This is a genomic window from Bifidobacterium lemurum, from assembly GCF_014898175.1.
GTDB lineage: Bacteria > Actinomycetota > Actinomycetes > Actinomycetales > Bifidobacteriaceae > Bifidobacterium > Bifidobacterium lemurum.
Map to the genome: position 1 here is coordinate 1,467,209 of NZ_CP062948.1, position 26,695 is coordinate 1,493,903.

22 protein-coding genes and 1 tRNA gene are annotated in these 26,695 nt (G+C 63.7%); 13 read left to right on the top strand and 10 right to left on the bottom strand.

Going from position 1 to position 26,695, the window contains the following annotated elements:
* Positions 1–31 precede the first annotated feature (31 nt).
* Positions 32–1,078, top strand: a complete 1,047-nt coding sequence (locus BL8807_RS05425) for a glycerophosphodiester phosphodiesterase family protein (protein WP_072726941.1) — start codon at positions 32–34, stop codon at positions 1,076–1,078.
* Here BL8807_RS05425 and rlmH read toward each other — a convergent pair whose 3' ends face one another.
* From rlmH to BL8807_RS05445, 4 genes are all read right to left on the bottom strand, one after another.
* On the bottom strand, positions 1,079–1,558 hold the full coding sequence (gene rlmH, locus BL8807_RS05430; protein WP_072726940.1) for a 23S rRNA (pseudouridine(1915)-N(3))-methyltransferase RlmH: 480 nt from the start codon (positions 1,556–1,558) through the stop codon (positions 1,079–1,081). It abuts the gene before it with no gap.
* On the bottom strand, positions 1,558–2,199 hold the full coding sequence (upp, locus tag BL8807_RS05435; RefSeq protein ID WP_072726980.1) for a uracil phosphoribosyltransferase: 642 nt from the start codon (positions 2,197–2,199) through the stop codon (positions 1,558–1,560). The genes rlmH and upp overlap by 1 nt, the downstream gene beginning before the upstream one ends.
* A 64-nt stretch (positions 2,200–2,263) precedes the next feature.
* Complete coding sequence (locus BL8807_RS05440) at positions 2,264–3,520, bottom strand: LacI family DNA-binding transcriptional regulator (RefSeq protein WP_072726939.1); 1,257 nt, start codon at positions 3,518–3,520, stop codon at positions 2,264–2,266.
* Positions 3,521–3,696: 176 nt separating this feature from the next.
* Complete coding sequence (locus tag BL8807_RS05445) at positions 3,697–5,760, bottom strand: glycoside hydrolase family 31 protein (protein WP_094725330.1); 2,064 nt, start codon at positions 5,758–5,760, stop codon at positions 3,697–3,699.
* A 318-nt stretch (positions 5,761–6,078) separates the two neighbouring features.
* Here BL8807_RS05445 and BL8807_RS05450 point away from each other — a divergent pair, with 318 nt between their 5' ends.
* Positions 6,079–7,383: an ATP-binding protein gene (locus BL8807_RS05450; RefSeq protein WP_072724589.1), complete on the top strand. Its 1,305-nt coding sequence runs from the start codon at positions 6,079–6,081 to the stop codon at positions 7,381–7,383.
* A 286-nt stretch (positions 7,384–7,669) separates the two neighbouring features.
* On the opposite strand, the gene BL8807_RS05455 is transcribed toward BL8807_RS05450, so the two are convergent.
* The 4 genes from BL8807_RS05455 to BL8807_RS05470 form a co-directional block, all read right to left on the bottom strand.
* Positions 7,670–8,290: a hypothetical protein gene (locus BL8807_RS05455; protein ID WP_370737546.1), complete on the bottom strand. Its 621-nt coding sequence runs from the start codon at positions 8,288–8,290 to the stop codon at positions 7,670–7,672.
* A 121-nt stretch (positions 8,291–8,411) separates the two neighbouring features.
* Complete coding sequence (locus tag BL8807_RS05460) at positions 8,412–9,530, bottom strand: NUDIX hydrolase (protein ID WP_226847490.1); 1,119 nt, start codon at positions 9,528–9,530, stop codon at positions 8,412–8,414.
* 420 nt (positions 9,531–9,950) lie between these two features.
* A complete protein-coding gene (locus tag BL8807_RS05465; RefSeq protein ID WP_072724595.1) occupies positions 9,951–12,188 on the bottom strand; it encodes an RNA degradosome polyphosphate kinase in 2,238 nt (745 codons plus the stop codon).
* A gap of 241 nt (positions 12,189–12,429) precedes the next feature.
* Positions 12,430–14,436 (bottom strand): C1 family peptidase, encoded by a 2,007-nt coding sequence (locus tag BL8807_RS05470; protein ID WP_072724597.1) that lies wholly within the window; start codon positions 14,434–14,436, stop codon positions 12,430–12,432.
* Positions 14,437–15,151: 715 nt separating this feature from the next.
* Between BL8807_RS05470 and BL8807_RS05475 the strand changes: the two genes are divergently transcribed.
* Positions 15,152–16,612: an MATE family efflux transporter gene (locus tag BL8807_RS05475; protein WP_072724599.1), complete on the top strand. Its 1,461-nt coding sequence runs from the start codon at positions 15,152–15,154 to the stop codon at positions 16,610–16,612.
* A gap of 57 nt (positions 16,613–16,669) precedes the next feature.
* On the opposite strand, the gene BL8807_RS05480 is transcribed toward BL8807_RS05475, so the two are convergent.
* Positions 16,670–17,533, bottom strand: a complete 864-nt coding sequence (locus tag BL8807_RS05480; protein ID WP_072724601.1) for an ABC transporter substrate-binding protein — start codon at positions 17,531–17,533, stop codon at positions 16,670–16,672.
* A 200-nt stretch (positions 17,534–17,733) separates the two neighbouring features.
* Between BL8807_RS05480 and BL8807_RS05485 the strand changes: the two genes are divergently transcribed.
* Positions 17,734–18,492 carry a 5'-methylthioadenosine/S-adenosylhomocysteine nucleosidase gene (locus tag BL8807_RS05485; protein ID WP_072724603.1) on the top strand — a complete coding sequence of 253 codons (759 nt, stop codon included), beginning with the start codon at positions 17,734–17,736 and terminating at the stop codon, positions 18,490–18,492.
* Between the two features lie 6 nt (positions 18,493–18,498).
* Here BL8807_RS05485 and BL8807_RS05490 read toward each other — a convergent pair whose 3' ends face one another.
* A complete protein-coding gene (locus BL8807_RS05490) occupies positions 18,499–19,512 on the bottom strand; it encodes a ribose-phosphate diphosphokinase (RefSeq protein ID WP_072724605.1) in 1,014 nt (337 codons plus the stop codon).
* A gap of 258 nt (positions 19,513–19,770) precedes the next feature.
* Between BL8807_RS05490 and rpsF the strand changes: the two genes are divergently transcribed.
* The 9 genes from rpsF (at position 19,771) to BL8807_RS05535 (ending at position 26,605) form a co-directional block, all read left to right on the top strand.
* Positions 19,771–20,064 carry a 30S ribosomal protein S6 gene (rpsF, locus tag BL8807_RS05495; RefSeq protein ID WP_072724607.1) on the top strand — a complete coding sequence of 98 codons (294 nt, stop codon included), beginning with the start codon at positions 19,771–19,773 and terminating at the stop codon, positions 20,062–20,064.
* 54 nt (positions 20,065–20,118) lie between these two features.
* Complete coding sequence (locus BL8807_RS05500; protein ID WP_072724608.1) at positions 20,119–20,739, top strand: single-stranded DNA-binding protein; 621 nt, start codon at positions 20,119–20,121, stop codon at positions 20,737–20,739.
* A 53-nt stretch (positions 20,740–20,792) separates the two neighbouring features.
* Positions 20,793–21,041: a 30S ribosomal protein S18 gene (gene rpsR, locus BL8807_RS05505; RefSeq protein ID WP_072724610.1), complete on the top strand. Its 249-nt coding sequence runs from the start codon at positions 20,793–20,795 to the stop codon at positions 21,039–21,041.
* 18 nt (positions 21,042–21,059) lie between these two features.
* Positions 21,060–21,506, top strand: a complete 447-nt coding sequence (rplI, locus tag BL8807_RS05510) for a 50S ribosomal protein L9 (RefSeq protein ID WP_072724612.1) — start codon at positions 21,060–21,062, stop codon at positions 21,504–21,506.
* 415 nt (positions 21,507–21,921) lie between these two features.
* Positions 21,922–21,995: transfer RNA gene (locus BL8807_RS05515), tRNA-Lys, on the top strand.
* 98 nt (positions 21,996–22,093) lie between these two features.
* Positions 22,094–22,825 carry an MIP/aquaporin family protein gene (locus BL8807_RS05520; protein ID WP_072724614.1) on the top strand — a complete coding sequence of 244 codons (732 nt, stop codon included), beginning with the start codon at positions 22,094–22,096 and terminating at the stop codon, positions 22,823–22,825.
* 50 nt (positions 22,826–22,875) lie between these two features.
* Positions 22,876–23,862: a DUF3152 domain-containing protein gene (locus BL8807_RS05525; RefSeq protein WP_226847264.1), complete on the top strand. Its 987-nt coding sequence runs from the start codon at positions 22,876–22,878 to the stop codon at positions 23,860–23,862.
* A 681-nt stretch (positions 23,863–24,543) separates the two neighbouring features.
* Positions 24,544–25,560 (top strand): LacI family DNA-binding transcriptional regulator, encoded by a 1,017-nt coding sequence (locus BL8807_RS05530; RefSeq protein WP_072724616.1) that lies wholly within the window; start codon positions 24,544–24,546, stop codon positions 25,558–25,560.
* A gap of 67 nt (positions 25,561–25,627) precedes the next feature.
* Positions 25,628–26,605: a ribokinase gene (locus BL8807_RS05535; RefSeq protein WP_072724618.1), complete on the top strand. Its 978-nt coding sequence runs from the start codon at positions 25,628–25,630 to the stop codon at positions 26,603–26,605.
* The last annotated feature ends 90 nt before the right edge of the window (positions 26,606–26,695 follow it).

The following is a 26,695-nucleotide window of genomic DNA, read 5'->3' on the forward strand; positions in this document are numbered from 1 at the left end:
CCTTGAGACAAGCCAAATGGAAGGAAACGAAATGTCGAAATTCCTCAGGAACGTTCTGGTCGGCGGCGCGGTCGCCGCAGGTGCCGCCGCTTGGGCCCTCGCCCCGCGCGCGTTCGGCGACAAGCGTCGCAACTACGTGCCGGCGGTGCCCGACGTGTGGTACGCCCATCGTGGGCTGCATGACGCCGGTTCCGGTCTGACCGCGCAATACGCCGTGGGAAGCGGCGACTACGTGGCCCTCGCCCGGCGGATGGCGATGAAGGCGGGCTATGCCACGCCGGACGAGACCGGCCCGATCGCCCCGGAGAATTCGTTGGCCTCCTTCGCCGCCGCCTGCGAGGCCGGCTACGGCATCGAACTCGATGTGCAGCTGACGCTGGATGGCCAGGTGGTGGTCGTGCACGACGAAGATCTGCTGCGTGTGGCGGGAGACCCGCGCCGCATCGAGGATCTGACCTACGACGAGCTGACCCGCATCCCGCTGTTCCCAGGCGGCAAGCCCGGGGATGCGGCGGCCAAGCCGCTGCCCGGCGCTGAGCAGCGTCCGCCGCTGGTCACCACACCTTCCTCCGCGCCCGACGGCTACTACCAGCATGTGCCGCTGTTCGCCGACGTGCTCAAAGTGGTGGATGGTCGTGTGCCGCTGATCGTGGAATACAAATTCGACTGCGACGCCCGTTGGGACGAGCGTTGCGAACTGCTGATGGAACGGGGCGACGCGCTGCTGCAAGGCTATGAGGGCGCGTATGTCGTCGAGTCGTTCCACCCCCAGGCCATGTGCTGGTATAAGGAACATCGTCCGGAGGCGTGCCGCGGGCAGTTGTCCGAGGCGGCGTCGATGGGAGAGTCCGGAGCGTCGGCGTGGGCCGCCGGCCTGCTGGTGTTCGACTGGCTGTCCCGCCCCGACTTCGTGGCTTATGACTGGCGTGGCGGCAATACGCCGCAGGTGCGCGCCGCCCGCTCGATGGGCGCGACCACCGTCTCCTGGACGGTGCGCAGCCAGGACGAGCTTGCCGAATGCGATGCCTGGTTCGATCGCCACATCTTCGAGTCCTTCGTCCCGGATCCCCGCCAGTAATTACTTGTGATAGGGCTCGTGCGCGTTGATTTTGTAGGCCCGATACACCTGTTCAAGCAGAATCACGCGCATCAGCTGGTGGGGGAACGTCATCTTCGAGAAGCTGAGTTTCATGTCCGCGCGGCGAAGCACGGCATCGTCAAGGCCGATGGAACCGCCGATCACGAATTGGATATGACTGACGCCCCGCAACCCCCATTGCGCGAGATTCGCCGCCAGCTCCTCCGACGAGAGCATTTTCCCGTCGATGGCCAGAGCGACTACGAAGGCATCGGATTTGAGATGTTTGGCGATGCGCTCGCCTTCTTTGGCGCGGATCTGCCGCTCCACACCTTCGCTGGCATGGTCCGGCGTCTTTTCGTCCGCGACCTCGAGAACGGAGAGCCTGCAATAGCGCGAAAGGCGCTTGGCGTACTCACCGATGGCGTCGGCAAGATAGCGTTCCTTGATCTTGCCGACGCATACGATGTCGATCTGCATCAGTCGATCACGCCGTAGAGGCGGTCGCCGGCGTCGCCGAGGCCCGGCACGATGTAGCACCTGTCATTGAGCTTCTCATCGACGCCGCACACCACGATCTTGAAGTCGATGGTCGGGTCGATGTTCTCCTCGACGAATTTGATGCCTTCGGGGGCCGCGATGATGTTGATCGCGGTGACGTCCTTCGCGCCGCGCTCGGCCAGGTAGTGCGTGGCGGCGACCAGCGTGCCGCCGGTGGCGAGCATCGGGTCGATGAGGAAGCACTGGCGGCCGGACAGGTCGTCGGGCAGACGGTTCGCATAGGTGATCTGCTGGGTGGGATGCTCCTCGTCGCGCTTCATTCCCAGGAACCCGACTTCGGCGGTCGGAATCATCTTGGTCATGCCGTCGAGCATGCCGAGGCCCGCGCGCAGCACCGGCACGATGATCGGCGCGGGGGTGGCGATATGCTTGCCGACCATCGGCGCGACCGGCGTCTCGATGGGCTTGTCCACCACGGCGAGTCCGCGGGTGGCCTCGTACGCCTCCAGCATCACCAGCTCGGTGACGAGTTCGCGGAATGTGGATGAGGGGGTGTTCTTGTTGCGCAGCACGGTGAGCTTATGCTCGACCAGCGGATGGTCCAAAACATGAAGATCAATACTCATACGTCCAAGATTAACGCGCCTGCCGTCCGGCCGCGACCGCGCCGCGCGAGAGGCGTCCCTAGAGCGAGGGATTCCTTTCGGCGCTGCCTCGCCGCGCAAGGGTGAACCCGACGGTGCGGGTCTGCGGCGCATACGCGTCGGTTGGGCCGGTTGTGTCGGCGATCCTGGCTGCGTCGGCAGTCCCGGCTGTGTTGGCTGCACTGATTGTGCTGGCTGCGCTGATCGTGTTGGTCGTGTTGGTCGTGTTGGTCGCACGGGCCGCGCCGTCCGCGCCGGCGGCCTCGGTCCCGCCGATTTCGCCAGCCCTGCCGGCGGCGGTTCCCCCGGCCTTGCCGGCTGCATCGCCATCCTCGGCTCCCGCGTTCCCGCCATCAAGACGCGCGGTCAGCAGATCCAGGCATGCGGCGGCGACCTCGCCGGCATCCACGCACACGCTGGTCAGGCCGGGCGTGGTGTAGCGTCCGTCCTCCACGCCGTCGAATCCCACGATGGCGACCTCGTGTGGCACGCTGACGCCGGCGTCGGTCAGCGCCTTCAACGCGCCGATGGCGAGCGGATCGTTCAGGCAGCACACGCCGTCGAAGTCGCGCCGTTCCGCAAGAATCCGCGTCATCAAGTCGTATCCGCCCTGACGGTTCCATGGGCATGCGTAGACGTTGCCTGCGCGGTAGTCCAATCCCGCCTCCCGCAGCCCGCGCATGGCGCCGAGCAGACGCCGCCGGCCGGAGGAATTCGCCGTGGCGAGTTCCTCCGGGGCCGCGTATTCCTCGCCGATCACCAGCACGTCGCGGCATCCCTGCTGGATCAGATGCCGCACGGCCGCGCGCGTGCCTTCGACGCATGGGGTGAACACGCAATCCGCCTGCCCCTCCAAACCGAAGCCGTCGAAGAACACCAGCGGTTGCGTGCGTCCGAACGACAGGATGTCGGCGGCGTCGGAACTGGGCCAGCACACGATCGTGCCGTCGCACACCTGTGTGGCCGGACTGGATAGAACCCGCCGCTCGAAGTCGCGTGAGAAGCGGGTCTGCTGCACTATCGTCTGATAGCCGCGCTCCTGCGCCAGATCGGAGACGCGGGCGGCGAGGTCGGCGGGGAAGATGAGGTCGAAGTCGGTCATGGTCAGACCGATGACGTGCGTGCGGCCGGAACTGAGCTGGCGCGCCGCGATGTTCGGGCGGTATCCGAGCTCTTCGGCGGCCGCGAGCACCCGCCGCGCGGTTTCGGCCTTGACGACCGTTTTGCCACGCAGCGCGTTCGACGCGGTCATCCGCGATACCCCGGCGCGCGCCGCCACATCGTCAAGCGTGACCATGGGCCATCTCCTTTCAACCCGTGCTGCGTGCCTTCATGCTACAGCGTGCGGGAGTCGCGTCCGCGCACGCCCGCGGTCCCGCACGGGTCCGCGAGTCCCGCACGCCCGCACTTCCGCAGCCCCGCAGCCCCGCGTGAATCCGCACGACCGCGCGGGACTGCAGGACCGCATCCGGCCTAGATCATCCCCGCGAGCCCATGGTCTGCGCCGTTACGGGCGAACAGCGGCAGCACGTCGAGCGGCGCCTCGACGCTGACGTTCCGGCCGCCGGCGTACTGCTTGCCGTCATGCAGATTCGTCCATGTGGTCGACTCATCGCCGGGCAGATACACCTCGCGTGAACGTGCGCCGAACGCGGTCACCGGCGCGACCAGCAGGTCCGGGCCGAAGAGGTATTCGTCGGCGACATCGGCCGCCGCCTCGTCGTCGGGGAATTCGTGGAACAGGCCGCGCACCAGCGGCTGGCCGTCGGTGTGGGCGGCGTCGAACAGTTCGCGCGTGTACGGGCGCAGGGTCTCGCGGATGCGGATGTACTTGACCATCAGCTCCTCGATGGCCTCCCCGTAGCTCCACGGCTCGTTGTCGGCGCCGGTGTGGATGTGGTCGATGGGGTTGCCCTTGCGGTCGGTGGTGGGCTTGCCGGGCACGCGGGTTCCGGGCAGGCGGTCGCCATGGTTGCGCATCACGGGGGAGAAGCAGGAGAACTGGCACCAGCGTGCGTACAGTTCGCGGAACTCCTCGCTCTCCGGGTCGCCTAGCGCGAATCCGCCCATGTCGGTGGTGAACCACGGGATGCCGGCGACGCCCATATGGATGGCGCAGGTGATCTGCGCTTTGAGGTCCGTGAAGGTGGAGTGCACGTCGCCCGACCATACGAGCGATCCGTAGCGCTGCGAGCCGGCCCAGGCGGCGCGGGTGAGGTTCACGATGTCGTCTTGCCGTCCGATGGAGAGTTGGCCGTCGTAGAAGGTTTTGTTGTACAGCTGCGGGTACACGTTGCCGACTTTGTTCACCGGGCCGAGATGGTACAGGTAGTGGTCGTAGTCGTAGTCGCCGCCCCATTCCGGTTCGGCCTCGTCGAGCCAGAACGCGTCGACGCCGAGGTCGGTGTAGTTCTTTTTGGACAGCGCCCACACGAACGCGCGCGCCTCGGGATTGGTGGCGTCGAAGAACTGGTTGTCGCGCGGCCACCACATGCCCACGTCCTTGCCCTGGCGGGTTTTGGCCAGATAGTTGCGCCGGCGCATTTCGTCGTAGTTCTCCGACTCGAGGTCGATCTGCGGCCAGACGGAGACCATGAGTTTGATGCCCATCTCGTGCAGTTCGTCGGCCATGGCCTTGGGGTCGGGCCAGAATTCCTCGTCGAAGCGGAAATCGCCCATCAGCGGCCAGTGGAAGAAGTCGATGACGATCAGGTCGATGGGGATTTCGCGGCGTTTGAATTCGCGCGCCACCTCGAGCAGCTGCTCCTGGTTCCAGTAGCGCAGCTTGCACTGCCAGAAGCCCAGTCCCCATTCGGGCATGACGGGCGCGTGGCCGGTCGCGTCGGCGTATTGGCGTTCGATTTGGGCGGGGTTCGCGCCCGTGGTGATCCAGTAGTCGATCTGGTCGCAGACGGAGGCCTGCCATTGGGTGGTGTTGCGGGCGAAGGTGGCGCGTCCGACGGCCGGATTGTGCCACAGGAAGCCGTATCCGGCCGAGGAGAGCATGAAGGGCACGGAGACTTGGGAGTTGCGGTGCGCGAGTTCCAGCGTGGTGCCTTTGAGGTCCATCACCGGCTGTTGGTATTCGCCCATGCCGTAGAGATGCTCGGTATCGTTCGCATCGAAGGTCACGGTGGCGCGTGTGCCGCCGCCGGGCAGCGATTCGTATTTGCGGGCGCGCAGACGCAGCGCGCCGCCGTCGCTGGATTCGCGCAGCAATACGGTGCCGTCGGTTTTGGCGAAGCCGAGACGGCAGGCGCTGCCCTCCGCGTTGGCTTCGGCGGTGACGACGATGTCGCCGTTGGTCAGGGTGGCGGTGGTTCCGCCGTCGGCGTTCCCTTCGATGGTGATGGTGGGCGCGGTGGTTGTTTCGGGTTCGAGCAGGGCCCAGTCGGCCGGGGCGATGGGTTCCATCAGTCGGGCGCGCACGCGCACGCTGTTCGCTCCCCAGGCTTCGATGCGTAGGTACTCGCCGTCGCCGGTCCATTCGAGGGCGTTGCCCAAGGCTCGGAACGTGTGGGTGGTGTTGATGGTCATGGCGGCTCCTGTGCTGGTCGGCGTTGTCCCGACGCCGTCGGTGGCGTCGGCAAGGATTTGCGGATATGGCGTGCGTGGCGTCCGGCGAGGAGGTCCGGCTCCCCACGCTCCGATGTGATTGTAGCGCTAAAATTGTAGCGCTACAACAAAGCCGTGTCATGGCGTTTCGTTCAAAACGGCAAAACGGACGCATCTGCTCAAATGCACATAACTCGCGCGACTTTTATGCACCAATGCAAAAAACTCACGCGACTTTTTGGTAAACTATGCATAAAAGTCGCGCGAGTTATATGCATTTAGTGTGGGGAGACTGTTCGTATGGTATTGAAACGAAAGATTATGGACCGTCTTATCCGTTGGAAGAACGATCCTGATAGGCGGTGTCTGCTGCTGCAAGGCGCTCGCCAGGTCGGCAAGACCTATATCGTGGACCAATTCGCCCGAGAGCAGTATGAGCATTATGTGAGCATCAACTTCGAATATGACGCCCGGTATAGGGATCTGTTCGATGGCGACAACAACGTGGACGCTCTTGTGGAACGCATGAAGCTGTCGATTCCTGGAAGCAGATTCGTGCCAGGGAAGACGTTGCTGTTCCTTGATGAGATTCAAAGTTGCCCGAACGCGCGCACCGCACTGAAATTCTTCGCGCTGGACGGACGCTATGATGTGATCGCCTCCGGATCGTTGCTGGGGATCAACTATGAGGAGGTCTCATCGTTCCCCGCCGGCTATGTGGACCGGGAAACCATGTACTCCTTGGACTTCGAGGAATTTCTGTGGGCGATGGGGCAGGATTCGTCGACCATCGCATATCTGCGGGGTCTCTACGATCGTCGTGAACAGGTGCCGGCAGCGGTCAACGATTCGATGATGGACAACCTACGTCAATATATCGCGGTGGGAGGTATGCCGCGGGTGGTGCAATCCTTCGCGGACGACCATGATTATGACCGGGTCCTGCGTATCCAGCGTGCACTGCTGGACGATTACCGCGATGACATCGCCAAATACGCCGAAGGGCGTGAGAAAGCCAAAGCCCGGGCATGTTTCGATTCCATTCCCAAACAGCTTGCGAAGGATTCGAAGCGCTTTACCTACGGATTGGTGGAGAAGGGAAGCGGAGCCAGAAAATACGCGGGAAGTCTCCAATGGCTGTACGACGCGGGCATCATCAACTTCTGCCATTGCCTGAATAATCCGGAACTGCCGTTTGAGGGCAATGCCGACAACGCCAAATTCAAGGTGTATATGCGCGACACCGGTCTGCTCATGGCGATGCTGGAGGACGGCGCCCAACGTGATGTGATCGTCGGCAAAAACCTTGGTATTTACAAGGGTGCCATCTACGAGAACATCATCGGCGACATGTTCGCCAAGCAGGGCAAGCGACTGTATTACTTCGAGAAGAACTCGCGTTTGGAGATGGATTTCTTCATCAGGTACGAGGATGTCGCCACGGCCGTCGAAGTCAAGGCCTCGGCGAATCGGCAGGCGAAATCCATGCGGTCGCTGATTGACAATTACGGGGTCAAGCGCGGCATCAAATTGTCGCCCGGCAACGTCGGCTCGGCCGGCGATGCCGTCGAGGTGATGCCGTTGTGGATGGCGATGTTCCTGTAGAGGGAATGCGCCGAACCGTGAAAGCGCCTGTCGGCGCAAGGGCCGCTCGCGGCGGCAAAAAATGGAGCCCGGGGCTTAAGCACGGCCCGACGCGGATATCAGTATAAGGCACGCGATATCGCCACACGCTGAATGCATGGGTTTTACGCATGGGGTTTCGCCGCATATCGCCGTTCGGCGGATGCGCGAATCATCAGGGATTCGGTCTGGAAAGCATGGCCGCTCGTTCGCGTCAATCATTTGGCGGAAACGAGCGCCGATGGGCCGCAGGCCGACGTATCCGCGGCTACTCCAGCCGCCCGCGGCGCCACAGATTCGCGCCGTGCTGGAAGTCCTTGGCTGTGGCGAACAGATTGCCGGCGGTATGCATCAGGCGCGCGGCCTTGGTGCGCAGCGCGCCTTCGTCGGTTACGGCCGATTCGGCGGCGGCGCCGTTGTTCGCGGCGACGACCAGCTTGTGGGCTTCGACGCGCAAGCCGGTGGCCACCACGTCGGTGAACGCCGAGGCGCGTTCGAGCGCCACGGCGAAGTCGCCGGTGAACGCGCCGGAGAGAATCGAATCCGCCAGTCGGGCGATGTCATCCTCCGTGGGTGCCTGGTCCACGCCGGCGATGGCGGAGGCGGACGTCGCCACCGGCTCGCCCACGCGCCACAGCCGCGCGATCGAATCGCGGTGCCGGTGCATCCACGTGCGCAGCATGTACAGTCTCCACAGAATGCCGGGCAAGGAATCAGGCTCGGAGGAGCTCCACAATTCGGCGATCACATCCACGCCCTCGCGGTCGACCAGCGTGAGCACGCGCTCCACCACGGCCGGATCCTCGCTGTGATGCACGCGGTCGAGCAGCGCGGCCGCGGAGACATGAGCCAATTCGCTGATCGCCTGCGGATCTATGCCACCGGCCATCTGCTCAAGCAGACCGGGCGCGAGCTGTCCCGGGCGGGACGGGCGCGCGCCCAGGCCGGATGGGGCGAATCCCGCGCCGGCCGCGCGCACCGATCCGTTGCCGGGGCCGAAATGCGAGGGGTTAATAGACAAGTGGCGCCACCTTTTGAATATCGATGATCGTGGGACCTCCCGGGCCGCCTGCCACGAACAGGGCCACGGCGGTGCCGGTCGGCATGTACGGCGATTTGGAGATCAGCCGTTTCTCCAGCATCGTCGACGCGCACATCGCGCGCAGATATTTGAACATACCACCGATCACCGGCCTGTGCATGCAGATCGCGTCGGTTTGTCCGCTGGCGAACGCGAGCTCGATCTCCGCAAGCAATGTGTCCCATGCGGCCTTCGGATTTTCGGCGTAGGCGTCTTCGGTGAGCGTATCGAGGTGAATCATCGGCCTGTTGATCTGCCATGACAGCCCCTGCAGGGTCTGCTGGCAGCGCAGCCACGGCGAGGTGGCGAGACGGGTCGGGTTGTAGCAGGCGAGTTCGCGGTTGAGCGCGTAGGACGCGGCCGCGCCCCTCGGGGTGATCGGGCGGTTCGCGTCGGTGCCCTTCCAGGTTTTGCGCGCCTCGGCCTTGCCGTGCCGCACCAGCAGCACCGGCACGGCGTGGGCCGCGCCCTCCTCGATGCGGTCGACGAACAGGGCGAGCACATCACGGTCGGTGGAGTGGGTGAGCATTTTGCGCGCCTTCGTCACCGACACCCACACGATATCGTCGATTTCGCCGACGTCCGCGCGTTGCACCGGTCCCAACGCATCCCGCATGCGTTCGGCGTCCTCGGCGCTGACGGGGGTGGCCATCCAGTAGAGGATATGCTTGGTGTCCGCCGTACGGTCCTTGGAACGGCGGGATTTGCGCCCCTCCTGATCCAGCGGGTACTCGACTTCGCCCAAATACGGACCCAACGCCACCGGAACGCCGGTCTCCTCGCTGATCTCGCGCACGGCGGCATGACGGTGCGATTCGTTGAGTTCCAGCTTGCCCTTCGGCCAACTCCAGTCGTCGTATTTCGGCCGATGCACCACGCATACTTCGATGCGCTCGAGGATGCGCTTGGTGTCCGTCGCCGTGGCCATGCCGGTTACGGAACGTCCGTCCGACCGCGGACCGTCGGCGCCGGAGGCATGTTCGCTTTCGGGGGATTCGGGACGCAGCCGGTACAGGATGCCGCCGGCCGCCTCCACGATTCGTCTCATCTTGGTTCCCATAGTTGTATTGTATGCGGCGATGGCGTGGTCTGTGATGCTGTGATCGTTATTACGCGAAATGTCGGGGACTTCCGTAATTTACGTCACTGCCGAATCCTCAGTGAGCCTTTTTACGCGGCAAAACCCAGACTTCCGTAATTTCCATCGCTGAGGATGAGCCAGTGACGCAAATTACGGAAGTCCCCCATAATCCGCGTAATACACGTCGCCGCGGCCGCGTCACGGCGTATCGCGAATACGGCATCGGCCGCCTCGTCAGGTCCGCCGTCGTTGCTGGTCCTGAGATCCTTGCGTCTCGCCCTTCGGGCTCCGCTCAGGATGTCGAAAGGGAGGCCTTCCCACGCGGGATGACGAAAAAGACGCCCCTCTACTCGGGATGACGAGAGAGGGGCGTGGCGTCCAACTGGGTCAGTTGTTGGTGCGCGGGCGGCGCTGGTGCCGCTTGATCAGGTATTCCTGACTGTCGACCAGCGGACGGCCCTCGCCGTCCTTGGCATGGCGCACGTAGGTGCCGTCCGGCTGCATATGCCAGCTGACGGTGGAGTCGGCCATCTGCAGGTCGATGTAGCGGATCAGCTCGTCGACCTGTTCGGCGTCGGTCACACGCACCAGCGCCTCGACACGGCGGTCGAGGTTGCGGTGCATCAGATCGGCCGAACCGATCCACACCTCCGGTCCGGAGGCGGGGCCCTCGCCGATCTGCGGGCCGTCGGCGTTGCAGAAGGCGTAGATGCGGCTGTGCTCGAGCAGTCGGCCGAGGATCGAACGCACGCGGATGTTCTCGCTGAGCCCCGGAACGCCGGGCTTAAGCGAGCAGATGCCGCGCTCGACGATGTCGATCTTCACGCCGGCCTGGCTGGCGCGGTACAGCGCGTCGATGGTCTTCTCATCCACGATCGAGTTGGCCTTGATCTTGATCCACGCCTCCTTGCCGGCGCGGGCGGCGTCCTCCTCGCGGCGGATGCGCTGGATCAGGCCGGTGCGCACGGTGCGCGGGGCGACCAGCAGACGATGGAAGCTCGACTTGGGCGCGTATCCGCTCAGCTGGTTGAACAGGCGGGTCATATCCTGTCCGACCACCGGATCGCAGGTGAGCAGACCCAGATCGGTGTAGATGCGGGCGGTCTTCGGATTGTAGTTGCCGGTGCCCACATGGCAGTAGCGTTTGAGCCCGTCGGCCTCCTGGCGAATCACCTCGATGAGCTTGCAGTGGGTTTTCAGGCCCACGATGCCGTACACCACGTGCACGCCCGCGCGTTCGAGCTTGCGGGCCCAGGCGATGTTGGCGTCCTCGTCGAAGCGCGCCTTGATCTCGACCAGCGCCAGCACCTGCTTGCCGGCGTGCGCGGCGTCCACCAGCGCGTCGATGATCGGCGAGTTCGAGCTGGTGCGGTACAGCGTCTGCTTGATGGCCAGCACCTTCGGATCGGCCGCCGCCTGCGCGAGGAAGGCCTGCACGGAGGTGGAGAAGGAGTCGTAGGGGTGGTGCAGCAGGATGTCGTGCTCGCGAATGGCGGCGAAGATGTCCTGCGCGCGGCTCGACTCGACCTCGGCGATCTGCCGGTTGGTGGTCGGGATGAACGGGCGGTACTTCAGGTCCGGACGGTCGATGCCTCCGAGCTCGAACAGCACGGTCGCGTCGAGCGGGGCGGGCAGACGGTACACCTCATCGGCGCTGACGCCGAGCTGGTCGGCGAGCAGCTGGGAGAGGAAGGGGCTGGTCTCGTCGGAGATCTCCAAGCGGATCGGCGGTCCGAAGCGACGGCGCAGCAGCTCCTTCTCCATCGCGTTGAGCAGGTTCTCGGCATCGTCCTCCTCCACGTCGATGTCCTCGTTGCGGGTGACGCGGAAGGAACGGGCCTCCTTGATGATCATGCCCGGGAACAGCGATTCCAGATGGGCGATGATCAGGTTCTCCATCGTGATGAAGCCGTAACGCTCGTCACGCGCCTCCTCATCGGTCATATCGTCGACCGGTACGAGGCGGTTGAGGTTGCCGGGGATCTTCACGCGGGCGAAATGCGACTTGCCCGAAGCCGGGTTCTCCACGATCACGGCGAGGTTGATCGAACCGCCGGAGATGTAGGGGAAGGGGTGGGCCGGGTCGACGGCCAGCGGGGTGAGCACGGGGAACACCTGCTGGCGGTAGTAGCGCGACAGGCGCTCCTGCTCGGCGGTGGTGAGCTTGTCCCAGCCCAGCAGCACGATGCGCTCGTCAGCCAGCGCGGGCAGGATTGTGTCGATCACGTAATGCGCGTGCTCGTCCTGCAGATGATGCGCCTGCTCGCTGATCGAACGCAGCTGCTGTCGGGGGCTCAATCCCGCGGACGAGGGGACGGCGATGCCGGAGTCGATACGGCGTTTCAGGCCGGCCACGCGGACCATGAAGAACTCGTCGAGGTTGTTGGCGAAGATCGCGGCGAAGCTGGCGCGCTCCAGCAGCGGCAGATCCTCGTCCTGGGCGAGCTCGAGCACGCGCTTGTTGAACTTGAGCCAGCTCAGCTCGCGGTCGAAGAAACGGTCGGCGGGCAGCGGTGCCTCGCCTTCCCTTTCGATGCGTCTGTCGTTTTTGTCGGTTTCCGCGATATGCTCAGCGATCTGGCTGCGCAAAATCGCCTTCGAGGGTGCGTCAAATATCTGTGCCATACGCATATCCTATGTGCTGGCGTGGTCTGCCGCCTAGTGAAACGCGCTTATATGAGACGGAATTTCAGCATTTGTTCATGTTGGGCGGCTTGCGTGGTGCGGGTATCGTGTGCCGATATCCGCACATATGCCGTGTGCGCTTGTATGTGTGTTGCGTGAGATGTGGGTCGCGCGGGTTGTGCGCACACTCAGGGTTGCGGCCACACGCGTCGTGGCCACAACCCCAGGGTGCGTGGCGCGGTTACACGCGGGTGGCCACGCGTCGTATGCCGATGACGCACAGGCCGGTGGCGAAGAGCAGCACGCATACCGCGGCCGGAGCGCTCCAGTCGGCGCCGGTGGCGGGCAGCGGGTCTTCGTCGGACGCCGTGGCGTCCTTGGGGGAATCGGTGGGCTCTTCGGGGCTCTCGGGATCCTCAGGTGTGTCGGACGGATCACGATCGGTGGTGAACGCCTTGATCATCACGTTGCCGATGGAGATGCTCGGCTCATCCTCTCCGTTTTCGTTGAGTTCGGAGGTCATGAACTGCGCGATCGTATCGTCGCTGCTGGGGAAGGTGCCCGTGCCGGGTTCGATTGATGCGGCGTCGGTCCAAGTGACGCCATCATCTTGGGAGACGTAGCTCTGTCCGGCGCTCACCTTGGCCTCCTGATGCAGGGTGTAGTCGGAATAGTCGTAGTCCGTTGCGGCTGCTTCTATCGGTACGTAGCGCCCGTCTCGTCCTTCGATCGTTTCGACCACGGAGAATCGCTCGCCGGCCTCAAGCGCGACCGGGTTATCCAAGACCAGCGTGTGGTATCCGGCGTACTCCACAACCTCGGTGCCGTTGGCCACCAGCGTGCCGTCAGTGGGGGATGCCGAGTCGGCGTTCAACCGGTACACCTCATAAGATACTTTGGATCCGGGGTTGGCTGTGACGGCGGAGATGGCCTCAAGCTGTTCGGTGCCTTGGGTGGTGAACACGTTGGCGATGCGCGCCTTGTTTCCCCATTCGCCAGGATAGAAGATGTAGTAACTCGATGTGCTGAGGAAGTCGTACTGGTAGTTGTGATCGTAGGAGAACGTTCTGCTTGAATCCTGTGGCACGTCGGCTTGGTACGTGGAGGCTTGGCTGATTGTCATGTCGTAGTATGACAGATAGAAATAGCCTTCCTTCAAGGAGTCGATGTCGGTGCCCCAACTGTTTTTGACAATCCACGCGCCGTTGCCGGGAGGCATGGTCGTGAAATTGGAAGCGGGATAGTTGTCGTTCCAGCCCACGATAGTCACGCCGTGGTTTGCCACGGTGCTCCCATCTTCCGAAGTGACGTAGCGGCCAACGTACTGTGCGGCGTTATCGACGTTATAGTCCTTCGAATACAAGGTGGCGTAGTATCCTAGCGAGACGGCGCCGGTGTCCATCAGCGCGCGTTTGATGGCGTCCGTTGCCGCAGGGTCGTATTCGTAGTATTCGGTGTAGTCGGTGATATCCGGAGTGATGGCAATCTTGAATGTGGCAGGAAGGGGCAGATAGTCGATATTCTGCACGTGCACCTGCGAGAGCGTGCGCAACTCGTCGCTCAAAGCGGCGTCTGGGGAGTAGTTCGGAGACTCCGTGTCGGGGATGAGGCTGTACGGTATCTCGCTTTCGGTGGTCGCTCCTTGCCAGCTGCTCAGCGTGTTGGTGGCTTGCAAATCATTTCCACCGAAGTTCAGCACCATCTGATTGAGCGGCAGAGCGTTTTCGCCGCTGGTGATGAAAGAGGTTCCTTCGCCGATTTGGTCACTCAGATCCATGGGCGAAGTGAGCAAATCGGTCGACTTGTAGGTCTCTTGCGACATGGGCGTGTAAGAGAACCAGGCGAGCTGCAGTTCGGAGAGGTCCGGCTCGGTCCCGTCGGTGACGGCGCCTTGCTTGATGAGATTGCTTTCCAGCGAGGCGAGCGTTCCGAAGGCCCAGCAGGTGCCCCAGTATCCCTGGTTTTTGACCGATGTGGATTGGCCTTCCTTACGCAGATCATACGACGCGGGCAGGTCCGCGATGGCGCTCGGCTGGTCCGGGTCGTAGTTGTATAAAGCCTGCAGGTTGGGGTTGGCGTGCAGGCCAGCGGAGCCTCTTTGCGTGGTGTCGAGGTTCGTGATGGAGCCGGTTGCGTCGTCGGTGAATCCCAGGTCGGTGGGGTCGGCGAATGCCGTTGGGGCGATGCCGGCGCAGGTGAGGATCGTCGCGCTCAATGCCGCGATGGCCGCTCTGCCGAGATGCTTCATATGGTGTTCCTTGATGTCGGGTTGGATGATGGTGCTGTATGCCCCGGGGAATCTCGACAGGCGTGGTCGTCTGATGAAAAGGGGGCAATGCTGATGCAGTTTACGGCTTGAATGCGTCGTATGCAACTACCGGCGGGGTGCACGGGGGTATGGAGAAAGGGTTATTGCGCCGAATCTCCGGTTGAGAGAGCCTCCTTATATTCGAAGGCTGTTCCGATGGCGGCGCGCGAGATATGCGACACGCCGCGTGATGTTCGCAGATGGATGGAAACGAACATCGGTCCCGTTCGATATGAACAATAACGGCCGTCGGAGAGACCGTCGGGAACATGATGCGAACACTTAGGATAAAAACCGCACATCATAGGGGCGCGGCTTGCACATGGGCCGGCGGGTGAATACATTATGAGATACAAGAACAGAACAGAGCAGAGCCCACAAAAAGTGTATGGTCAAGAGGACTGTTACGTTGGACGGGCATTGGAAAGACTTACCGTTACAACGATGATGTTGTGCAGAGATTCTGCTCCAGTTGTTCTTGTAGAGGAAGCCCCGCTCCGGCGGGGCTTTTCTCATGTTCGGTCCGAATCGCCCACCCGTATCGGCACGATGGTGGGGGAAGGGTCTTCGCTAAGATGCGGTCGCGTGGGGCGGAAGCGGATTCCGCCCATATGGAAGGCCGTTTGGGGCGGGATATTCAAAACGGAAGAGACCGATGGATAACACGTTGTTCGAACATGCGCCGGTTCCGCGCGCGTACTTCTCATTGGCGCTGCCGGTGGTATGCAGCATGCTGGTCACGCTGGTGTACAACGCCGTCGACACCTACTTCATCGCGCATACCGGCAACACCGACATGGTGGCCGGGGTTTCGCTCGCCGCACCGGTGTTCACCGCCATGATCGCCCTAGGTGACCTGTTCGGCCTCGGCGGCAGTTCGGTGATCTCCCGCCTGTTCGGCCAGCGCCGCCATGCGGACGCGAAGCGGCTGAGCGTGTTCACGTTCTACGCCGCGATTCTCACCGGTTTGCTGGTGATCGTGCTGGGCTTCGCCTTCGAGGAGCCCATCCTCACCATGCTCGGCGCGGACCCCTCGACGATGCCGCACGCCTCGGCCTACTACCGGTGGATCATCGCGGCCGCGCCGTTCATCATCCTTTCGATGGGGCCCGGCAACACGTTGCGCGCGGCCGGTCTGCCCTTGCCCTCCATGCTGGGCACGGTGATCGGCACGGTGGTGAACATCGTGCTCAACCCCCTGTTCATCCAGGTGTTCGGATGGGGCGCCGCCGGCTCCGCGGCCGCGACTTTCGTGGCGAATGTCGTCGGCGATATCTACTTCATATGGGTGCTGGTCCGTCGCTGCGACAGCCTCTCCATCGACCCGCGCCTACTGTGGCGGCGTGATGGCGAAGACCAGAGCGCCGGTGCCGACGTGGCCAAGACGATCCCCGCGGACGCGGCCACGGCTCAGACCGCCGTCTCCGCGAAGCGCCGACGCGCGCGTTTCGCCGTTCCCGCCAATCTGATCGGCCAGGTGGTCGCCATCGGCGTGCCCGCCTCGCTGACCAACATCACGCAAAGCATCGGCGTGATCCTCGTCAACCTGTTCCTGCTGCCGTACGGCAACGACGCGGTGGCGGCCATGGGCATCGCGCTGAAAATCGTGATGATCGCGGTGCTGATTCTCGTCGGATTCGCATTCGGCGCGCAGCCGCTGATCGGTTACGCCTACGGCGGCGGCCATATGCGCCGTCTTGCGAGCATCCTGCGTTTCGCCTACGGATTCCAATGCGCGCTGGCGTTGGTCATGACCGCGACGCTGTGGCTGGGGGCGCGACTGCTGATGGGATTCTTCATCGACGACCCCACCATCATCGACCTTGGCACCGGCATGCTGCGCGTGCAGCTGCTCAGCACGGTATGCGTGGCCGTGGTGCTGGTCACCACCGCCACCTTCCAGTCCGCGGGCAAGGCCGTGGGCGCGCTGATTCTGGCGGTGAGCCGCCAGGGCGTGATGCTGCTCGCCACGCTGGTCATCGGCGAGCGGGTGGCCGGATACCACGGTGTGATCGCCGCGCAGGCTTTCGCGGATCTGGCCACGGCCGTGCTTGCCGTGGCGCTGTTCGCCGTGATGCTGCGCCCGCTGCTCGGCATATGGAAACGCCCCGCCTGAGCGCGAAAGGCGCGTCAAGCGGGGCGTGCGTTTACGGTTCGGCTGGTATACCCGGCGTTACTCCAACGTGGGGATGTCGGTGGTGTATTCGGCCAGCCACTGCTCCTGCAGCGCCGCCAGCGTGCCGTCCTCGATCAGCGCGTTCACCGCGTCGGTGACGGCGTCGGTCAGCACCGAATCCTTCGGCAGCACGATGCCCATGCCCTGAGGATCCTCGGAATCGGGGATCTGGCCGAGCACCACGCCGTTCTCCACCTGGCCGGATTCCACGATGTTCACCGCGGTGGGGGAGTCGACCACCAACGCGTCGATCTGGTTGGCGGCCAGCGCCTGGGCCAGCATGGCGTTGTCGTTGAAGGTCTGGATGTCGTCCTTGATGAGTTCCTTGGCGAAGTCATAGCTGGTGGTGCCAACCATGGCGCCGATGGTGGCGTCCTTCAGCTCGTCGATCGACGTGGCGGAGGCGTACGGGGAATCCTGTCGCACCACCACGGCCTGCGTCGGGTTGTAGTAGCTCGGGGAGAAATCGACCGCCTGCTTGCGCTCATCGGTGATGGAGAACTGCTGGATGTTGAGATCCCAATCCTTGGCGCCCGGCGCGATGGCCGCGTCGAAAGTGGTGCGCACCCACTGCACGTCATCCTCGCTGAAGCCGAGCTGTTCGGCCACGGCGTAGGCGACGGCCGCCTCATAGCCCTCGCCGGATTCGGGATCGTCGTTCAGCACCCACGGCGTGTAGGCGGGGTCGCCGGTGGCGATGGTCAGCGTGCCGGGGGTGACGGTCTGCTGCGTGATATCGCTGGAATCGACGTTGGCGTCGGTGGCGGTGTCGTTGGTCGTGCCGCAGGCGGCGGGCAGCAGCAGGGCCGTGGCCGCCACGGCGGCGGCTGCGGCGCGCAGGACTTGGGTTTTGACGGACATGGCCGTCTCCTCTCTCTTAAGCATGGCGGGCGGTGCCATGCGGTGGTTCGATCTGGAAAAATCCGACAAACAACGAGATTAACGCGCGTATGTAACGAACACGTCGCACGGGTTATCGTATGTAGTGATAACGCGTGGCAAACCGGCGGAATAACGACGCCGGCGCGCGCGTGCGGAACACGGCGATTCAGGAGGCGGATATGACGGTGCGTGTGGCGGTGGTCACGGCGTTGGAGAAAGAGGCGGAGCTGTTCTTCGAAGCTCTCGGGACGAACGGCGAGACGCGTTATGGCATGCATACCGCGGCCGGGCGGTACCATGACGTGGAACTCGCGGTGGCGGTGGCGGGTATGGGCATTGTGAACACGGCCGCCGCGGCGCAATATCTGATCATGGAGCACCGGCCTGACGCGTTGGTGTTCTCTGGCATCGCCGGCGGACTCAATCCGCGTATGGACATCGACGATATCGTCATCGGCGAGCGCGTGATCTATTTGGGGGCGGATACGGCGTTGATCGCCGAGTCCGAGCCGTATCTGGAGGAATTCGCGTCGAGCGCCCCCTTGGTGGAGCGGGCGGCGCGCGTGTTGGACGCGCGCGGGCTGCGTCGTGTGGAATCGGTCGCCGAGCATGGCGACACCACGATGTTCGTCGAGCCGAAGCCCTCACACACGCAGCCGACGTATGTAGTCGGCACGGTGGCCTCAAGCATCACCTTCAATACGGCTCCGGCCGATCTCGACCGATCCGTGGCGTTCCATCACGCCGATTGCGAGGAGATGGAGGGCGTGGCGGCCGCGCAGATCGCGGCCAAGGCCGGCGTCGACTGTCTGGTGATCCGCTCGCTGAGCAATATGTGCGGGGAATCGTATGAGCAGCTCGACGGGCGCGACACGGACCTCCGCCGCAGCGCTCGTCTGGTGGCGGGCGTGGTGCTGGAGATGCTGGAGGGGATGTAGCCGCGTCTACGCGTAGATGTTGCGCGGGCGCATGTCCTCGGGCAGGCCGTCGAGCAGAATCGCCACCGAGCCCTCCTCGAACACGGAACGGATGCCCGCGGCCAGCAGCGGGGCCACCGACAGCACGGTCATATTGGGCAGGCGCTTCTCTTCGGCGATCGGCACGGTGTCCATGAACACGATCTCGCGCGCGCCGCACTGCGACAGTCGTTCAATCGCCGGACCGGACAGCAGGCCGTGGGTGGCCACCAGCGTCACCGACTTGGCGCCGGAGTCCTTCAGCGTGCGCACCGCCTCGCAGATGGTTCCGGCGGTGTCGATCATATCGTCGACCACCACGCAGTCACGGCCGTTCACGTCGCCGATGATGCCATGCGCCTCGGCATGGTTCGGACGGGTGATGTCGCGCTGCTTGTGGATGAAGGCCAGCGGCAGATTGCCGAGCTTGCGGGCCCACTGCTCGCTCACCTTGATTCGGCCGGCGTCCGGGGAGACGACCGTGGTGTTCTCCAATGGCAAAGCGCCGCGCACGTAGTCGATGAGCACGGGCGTGGCGGTCAGATGGTCCACCGGCCCGTCGAAGAATCCCTGCTCCTGCGTGGCGTGCAGGTCGACCGTCATGATGCGGTCCGCGCCGGCTGTCTTGAACAGGTCGAAGATCAGACGGGCGGTGATGGGCTCGCGGCCCTGATGCTTCTTGTCCTGGCGCGAATAGCCGAGGAACGGCGCGACCACGGTGATCGAACGGGCGGAGGCGCGCTTGAGCGAATCGATCATGATGAGCTGTTCCATGATCCACTTGTTGAGGTCGCCCGCATGGCACTGCAGCACGAACACGTCCGCGCCGCGCACCGGCTCGGAGAAACGCACGTACATCTCGCCGTTCGCGAAGTCGTAGGCCGTGGTCTCGAGGATGTCGACGCCGAGGTATGAGGCGACCTCGTCCGCGAGTTCCGGGTATGCCCGCCCCGTGACCAAAGCGAGTCGCTTATCCGGCGTGCCTTCAAGAATGGTCGACATGTCCTATCCCTCTACATGGTTGGATCGATGGCCGGTCTGTTCCGCGCCGTAGTCCAGTGTACAAGCACCCCCGGCGTGGGCCGCGCCGTGCGTCCCGACCGTCGCCGCCTGAGGGAGATCCCATCGTCGCGGGGGCGACATATAGTTGGCAAGTTGCCCATAGGGAGCGGCGCGCTCGCGCCGTGATGTATGGAGCGACATGCAAACACACTCCTGCCGCGGAACGTCCGTGGCCGATTAGTCCGAAGGAGGTGGGTGATGTCTGCACACAAGTACGAACTGATGTTCATTGCCGATCCTGAACTGGATGAGCGCGGTCTGAAGAAGCTGACCGAGCAGTATATGGAAATCGTCACCAACGAAGGCGGTTCCGTCGACGAACCCGATTACTGGGGACGCCGCAAGCTCGCCTACGAGATCGCCGGCAAGACCGAAGGCAACTATGTCGTGGTGACCTACACCGCCGAGCCCGCGACCAGCGACGAGCTCGACCGTGTGCTCAACCTCAACGAATCCGTGATCCGTACGAAGATCCTTCGTAAGGACGCCTGAAACCAAGCGTTAAGCAGCTGCAACCAGCTGGTGTAAAGACAAGAAGGTACCGTCATGGCAGGCGAAACCACCATCACCATCGTGGGCAATCTCACGTCGGATCCCGAGCTGCGAACCATCGGCTCCGGGGCGACTGTGGCGAGCTTCACCATCGCTTCGACGCCGCGCACGTACAACCGCCAGACCGGCCAGTGGGATGAGGGGCAGGCGTTGTTCATGCGCTGCTCCGCCTGGCGTGATCTGGCCGACCACTGCGCGCAGAGCCTGACCAAGGGCATGCGCGTGATCGCGACCGGTCGTCTGCAGCAGCGTTCCTATCAGGCGAACGACGGTTCCAACCGCACCGTGGTGGAGATGCAGATCGACGAGATCGGTCCCTCCCTGCGGTATGCCACCGCGCAGGTGACCCGTCAGTCGTCCGGTCAGGGCGGCTTCCAGGGTCGCGGCGCACAGGGCGGCCAGGGCTTCGGCGGCAACGCCGGCGCTGGCTTCGCCGGTGGCAACGGCGGCTATCAGGGTGGCGCCGGATATTCCGGCGGCGCCTCCGCCATGCCCTCCAACCCCGCCGCCGCGCCCGCCGCGGATCCGTGGGGCAACGCGGGCGGTTCGGGAGGCTTCTCCACATTCGGCGGATCCGCCGACTTCGGTGGGGAAAGCGACGAGCCTGAGTTCTAAGCCAGTCCAGCTTACGCAGCGAATATAGATACATAGTTTGTAAGGAGAACATCATGTCACGCAAGAGGCCGCAACCGCCGGTCAAGCCGTTCAAGAAGAAGCCGAACCCGCTGAAGGCGGCGAAGGTCACCGAGATCGATTACAAGGACGTCGCGCTGCTGCGCAAGTTCATCTCCGATCGCGGCAAGATCCGTTCCCGTCGTATCACCGGTGTGTCCGTGCAGGAGCAGCGTAAGATCTCGAAGGCGATCAAGAACGCCCGCGAGATGGCCCTGCTGCCGTACGCCACCTCGGGCCGCTGAGTTCAGGAGGATTAGAACATGGCTGATACCAAGGTTATTCTCACCAAGACCGTCTCCAACCTCGGTCATCCCGGCGACGTCGTCGAGGTCAAGCTCGGCTACGCCCGCAACTACCTGATTCCGCAGGGCCTCGCCTTCGCGTGGACCAAGGGTGCCGAGGCTCAGATCGCCGCCATGAAGCGCGCCCGTCTGGCCAAGGCCGTCGCCACCCGCGAGGATGCCGTCGCCGCCAAGGACGCCATCGAGGGCACCACCGTGACGATCGCCGCCAAGGTCTCCGAGTCCGGCAAGCTGTTCGGTGGCGTGTCCGCCGACGCGATCGCCAAGGCTCTGGCCTCCAAGGCCTCCGTCGATCCGAAGGCCATCGAGGTCGAGACCATCAAGACCACCGGCGACTTCGCCGCCAAGGTGGCCCTGCACCCGGAGATCACCGCGTCCTTCACCGTGAAGGTCGTGGCCGAGTGACGTTGGGCCTTACGGCCTGACCCCATCAGACTGCACAAAGTCTGAGCTTAAGCATCGAAAGCCTCCCCGGGCTCGCTTGGGGAGGCTTTCGCATATCCCCATCATGGTCCCTGTGGTGGGTGTCCCATCGTGCGGCCCATCGTGCGGCCCATGGTGCGGTCCATGGTGCGGTGTGCCCATGGTGCCGTACTTTCCATGGTGCGGTGCCTTGAAAACGTTGAAATTCCAACCCACCGCACCATGTAGGCACCGCACCATGGGCACCACCGCACCATGTACCGCACGATGGGCGCACCATGGGCGCGCGTATGGGGCGCGTACCGTGCGGGTGTTGATGGGATGATGTCGCGACACGCCGACTTGCATATCTATCGAGCCTGAGTAAACTGTTCACTCGGCTCAAGAAATGACCAACGCCCCTTTAGCTCAGTTGGTTAGAGCAGCTGACTCTTAATCAGCGTGTCCAGGGTTCGAGTCCCTGAGGGGGCACAAACAAGAACACCCGCCGGTCTGGCGGGTTTTTTGTTAGGTATCGCTTCAATCGATAGAGAAGCAATCAGATAGAGAAGAAGTCAAAGGATCTCCGTATGGAATACTCCCTGTTCACCATTTTGGCCGCGGAATTCGTGGGTACGGCCGTGCTGATGATCTTCGGCAACGGCGCGGTGGCCAACGTCGAGCTGAAAGGCACCAAGGGCCATGCCTCCGGCTGGCTGACCATCGCCATGGGCTACGGCTTCGGCGTGATGTTCCCCGTGCTGATGTTCGGCGCCATCTCCGGCGCGCACATCAACCCGGCCATGACCATCGCCCAGGCCGTCAACGGCATGTTCGACTGGTCGCTGGTGCTCCCCTATGTCATCGCCCAGCTGCTGGGCGCGGCCGTGGGCCAGCTCATCGTGTACGTGACCTACTACCCGCATTACCAGGCCACCGAGAACGAGGGCGCGATCCTCGGAACCTTCTGCACCACCGACGCCTCCGGCTCCAAGGTGAACTACTTCCTCAACGAGTTCTTCGGTACCCTCATGCTGGTGCTGGGCGCGCTGTGCTGCCTGACCTCGCCGTGGGGCGAGGAGACCCCGGCCGCGGCCGCGATCGTCGTCGGCTTCATCGTGTGGGGTCTGGTGACCTCCATGGGCGGCCCGACCGGCCCCGGCCTCAATCCCGCCCGCGATCTGATGCCGCGCCTGATGCACGCCATCCTGCCGATCGCCCACAAGGGCTCCTCGCGCTGGGCCGAGGCGTGGATTCCGGTGGTCGCGCCGATTCTGGGCGCCATCGTGGGTGCCTTCCTCTACCAGACGCTGTTCGCATAACGGAGCGATAACGGTTACGTCACACCCACGGGTCTAGAATCGGCGTTGTTATGAGTAGCAACAATCCATTCCTCAGATTCGTGGGTGTTGTCGTATCTGCGTTAAAACCGCAGGCGACAAGCCGGGGCGATGACGTCGCGACGACTGCGGGGGATGGGCGTTCGCCGTCGCGGGCGGACGCCAGGCGGCGGGAGCGGGAGCTGCGCCGAATCTACAGGATCCGCCGCATCGTGGTGTTCGGGGTGCTGGATGTGCTGCTGATCGCGGCGCTGGTCGTGATGTTCGTGATATGGCATTCAGGCAAGGCGACGGATACCGCTGGGGACGGCGCCGCCTCGCAATCCTCGCAAACATCGTCGTCTTCGCCCGCGCAGAACGAAGACGATTCGGACGGCGAGTCCGACGGATCCGACGATGCCGACGGCACCGAGAGCGCGGACGGAAGCGCGCAGTCATCGGATGATGAGACGGCCGAAACCAGCCCGTTAAGCGCCGAGCAGCGTGCCGAACTGCTGGCCCAAGCCGAACAGACGGCGAACGCGAGCGGTCTGGCCACGATCCGATACCGGTATTGCGTGGCCACCAATGGCGAGGTCGGCGATGCGACCGCTTTCTCCGACACGGTCTTCTCCACGCTGAACAGCTCCGAAGGGTGGCCGCGCGCGGGCGTGACCTTCGAGGAAAGCACGGACGGGCAATGCGATATGACGCTGATCCTCTCCGAAGCGCAGTATATGAGCTCGTATTCCGAGGGCTGCTCCGAATCCTACAGCTGCCGGGTCGGCGACCAGGTGATCATCAATGTCGATCGATGGAATTCCGCGACCGAGGATTGGCTCGCCAACGGCGGCACATTGGCGCGATACCGCAGGATGGTGATCAACCATGAGGTTGGGCATCGCCTGGGTCATGTCGACAATGAGACGACCTGCGCTGGAGCCGGGCAACCCGCGCCGCTGATGCAGCAGCAATCCATGGATCTGCTCGGATGCTCTCCCAACGAGTGGCCGCTCGACTCGGAACTGTGGGTCGGTTGAGCTGGGTCGGCTGGGCTCGGATTGGTTGGGCCGGATTGGCTGATCCGGATTGGCTGAGTTGGACTGGCTGAGTTGGGTCGGTTGAGCTGGATTGGTTAAGCCGGATCGACTGAGCCGGATTGGCTGAGCTGGGTCCGACTGAGCTGGGTCGGTTGAGCTGGGTCGGCTGATATTCCTTTTTTGCGATTCTCGCCGGGGTCTTGGACGGTGGCGACCCAGAAAGGTGCACTCGACCTGCCTTTTGCGATTCTCGCCGGGGTATTGGGATTCCGCGCGGGTATCCGGCGCGCGGATTGCCGGCCGCGTTCAGGATGCCGCTCGCGTTTTTGACAGGACACGCCGTGCATGCCGGCCAAGTTGCCGCCGGCGGAACTGTGTTTTATGATTGCGGAAACGTTACCGCAAAGTAAGCTCAATCAATCTGATTGATTTGCGCAAACGTTACTGCATAATATTCGAATCGTCGTCATGTGTGGTTGGCGGTGAAGGCGGGAGAGCGCGCCGTTTTTCCGATGCGTCGCCGCCCGAAGGACGCTCCACACGGCGAAGAAGGCCCGCAAGCCCGTGAGCCGAACCATGGACGATTCGGGAAGCATGCGAACGCAAGGCGATGCGGTCTTGCGCGCAGGTACGGAAGCGACGCGGCCCACCGCATGCCGGGCTGCACGGAAAGGAGCCGCGATGGCGTACGTCACGATTCGCGATGTCGCGAAACATGCGGGGATCTCGGTCTCCACCGTCTCCCGTGCGTTGAACGGCAACGGAAGAATCTCGAAGGAGACGAAAGCCACCGTCGAACGTGCGGTCGCGGAGCTCAACTACATCCCCGACTCGCGCGCCCAGGCGATGCGCTCGTCGAAAACGCGGACGGTGGGCCTGCTGGTCCCGGACATCCGCAACGGGTATTTCGCGGAACTCGCGTACTCGATCCAAGACGCCTTGTTCGACGCGGGATACTGCACGTTCATCGGCACCTCATCGGAAAGCGCGTCGCGGCAGGACGCCTTCATCATGAGCATCCTCGCGCAGCATATCGACGGCGCGATCATCGTGCCCCAAGGCGAATCCTCCGACGCGCTCAAGCTGTTGGTGGAGCGCGAGCTGCCTGTGGTGTTCGTGGACCGACGGGTCGACGGTCTGGACGATGTCCCGCTTGTGGATTCGGATCCGCTCCCCGGAATGCGGGCCGCGCTGGAGGATCTTCGCGCGCATGGCTTCACCAAAATCGGCTACGTCTCCGGCCCCGTGCACACCTCGCCGACGTTGCGGGAACGCGAAAGCGTCTTCCGGGCGCTGGCCTGCGAGATGGTGGGCGAGGAGCATGTGTTCGTGGAATCCACAAGCTTCGATCAGGCCTCGTGCGGCTCTGTGCTGAAGCGGATGTCCGACGCGGGGGTCCGCGCGCTGATCTTCGGCTATTCGCAGGATATGCTCCGCGCGATGTCGTTGATGGGCAGCATGGGGCTGCGTATGGGCGAGGATTTTTCGATGGTCTCGTTCGACGACCTGGAACTGTTCCGGCTCGCCAGTCCGCAGGTTTCGGTGATCTCGCAGCAGGTCCGCCAGATCGGATGCAGAGGGGCGCGTCTGTTCCTCGACATGGTCGGGGAGCCGGAGCGCGGGATGCGGGCGCAAAGCCGATCGCAGCGGGTGGAGACGATCTACGTCCCCCGCGGATCGGTCGGCGACGCGCGGTGATGCGGCCGGCGTCGCGCGATATGCGGATTGATATGAAATCTAGAAAGGAACAACAGTGGAAACACGAATGTCCAAAGGCGGGCAGGCTCTCTCATTGCTCGGCGATATCCATGGTGTGGTCAGCGTGATTGGATCGATGAACGCCGACTACACCGTCACCACCGAACGTCTTCCCGGACCGGGGGAGACCGTCAACGGCGGCCCGCTGCGGATTCTACCCGGCGGCAAATCCGGCAACCAGGCCTCGGCCGCCGCCCGCATCGGCGCCACCGTGCGCATGTTCGGCGCGGTCGGCTCCGACGCCAACGCGGACTTCCTGCTCGGCCAGCTCACCGACGCGGGCGTCGATGTGGCGAACGTGCGTCGTGTGCCCGGCCCCAGCGGCACCACGGTGATCACCGTGGACGCGGCCGGCGAGAACACCATCGTGTATTCGCCCGGCTCCAACGCGCAGGTCACGGTCGAATACGCCGAATCGATGCGCGAGACGCTGACCTCGTCCTCCGTGCTGGGATTGTGCTTGGAAAGCCCGATCGACACCGTCGCCGCTGCCGCGCGCATGTGCCACGACGCCGGTGTGAAGGTGCTGCTGAACAACTCGCCGTTCACGCCGACGATTCCCGCCGAGCTCATCGCGGCCGCCGACATCCTGCTCGTCAACGAGCATGAGATGGCGCAACTGCTGGGCGTGGCCGAGCCGGAGGATGACGACTGGGATGGTTTCGATTGGAATTCCGCACTGGAACGCATGCGCGCGTACGGTTTCGGCCAGGCGATCATCACGCTTGGCGGCGACGGGTCGGTGGTGCTGGACGCCGCATCGGACGAGCCCGTGATCAGGATCGCGCCGGTGAAGGTCGACGCCGTCGACACCACCGGATGCGGCGATTCCTTTATGGGCACCGTGCTCGCCGGTCTCGCGTCGGGCTTCGCTCTGCGTGACGCCGCGCAGCTCGCCTCCTACGTGTCCGCGTACGCGGCCACCGGATACGGCGCGCAGGCCTCCTACGGCACCGCCGCGCAAATCCGCGACGCCTTCGTCTAAAACGGAACGAGCGCCCCTCCACATCTTCCGATGGGAGGGGCGCTTCGCGTGGGATGGCGGAGTGGGGCGTCGGGCCTCGCTCAGGGGGAT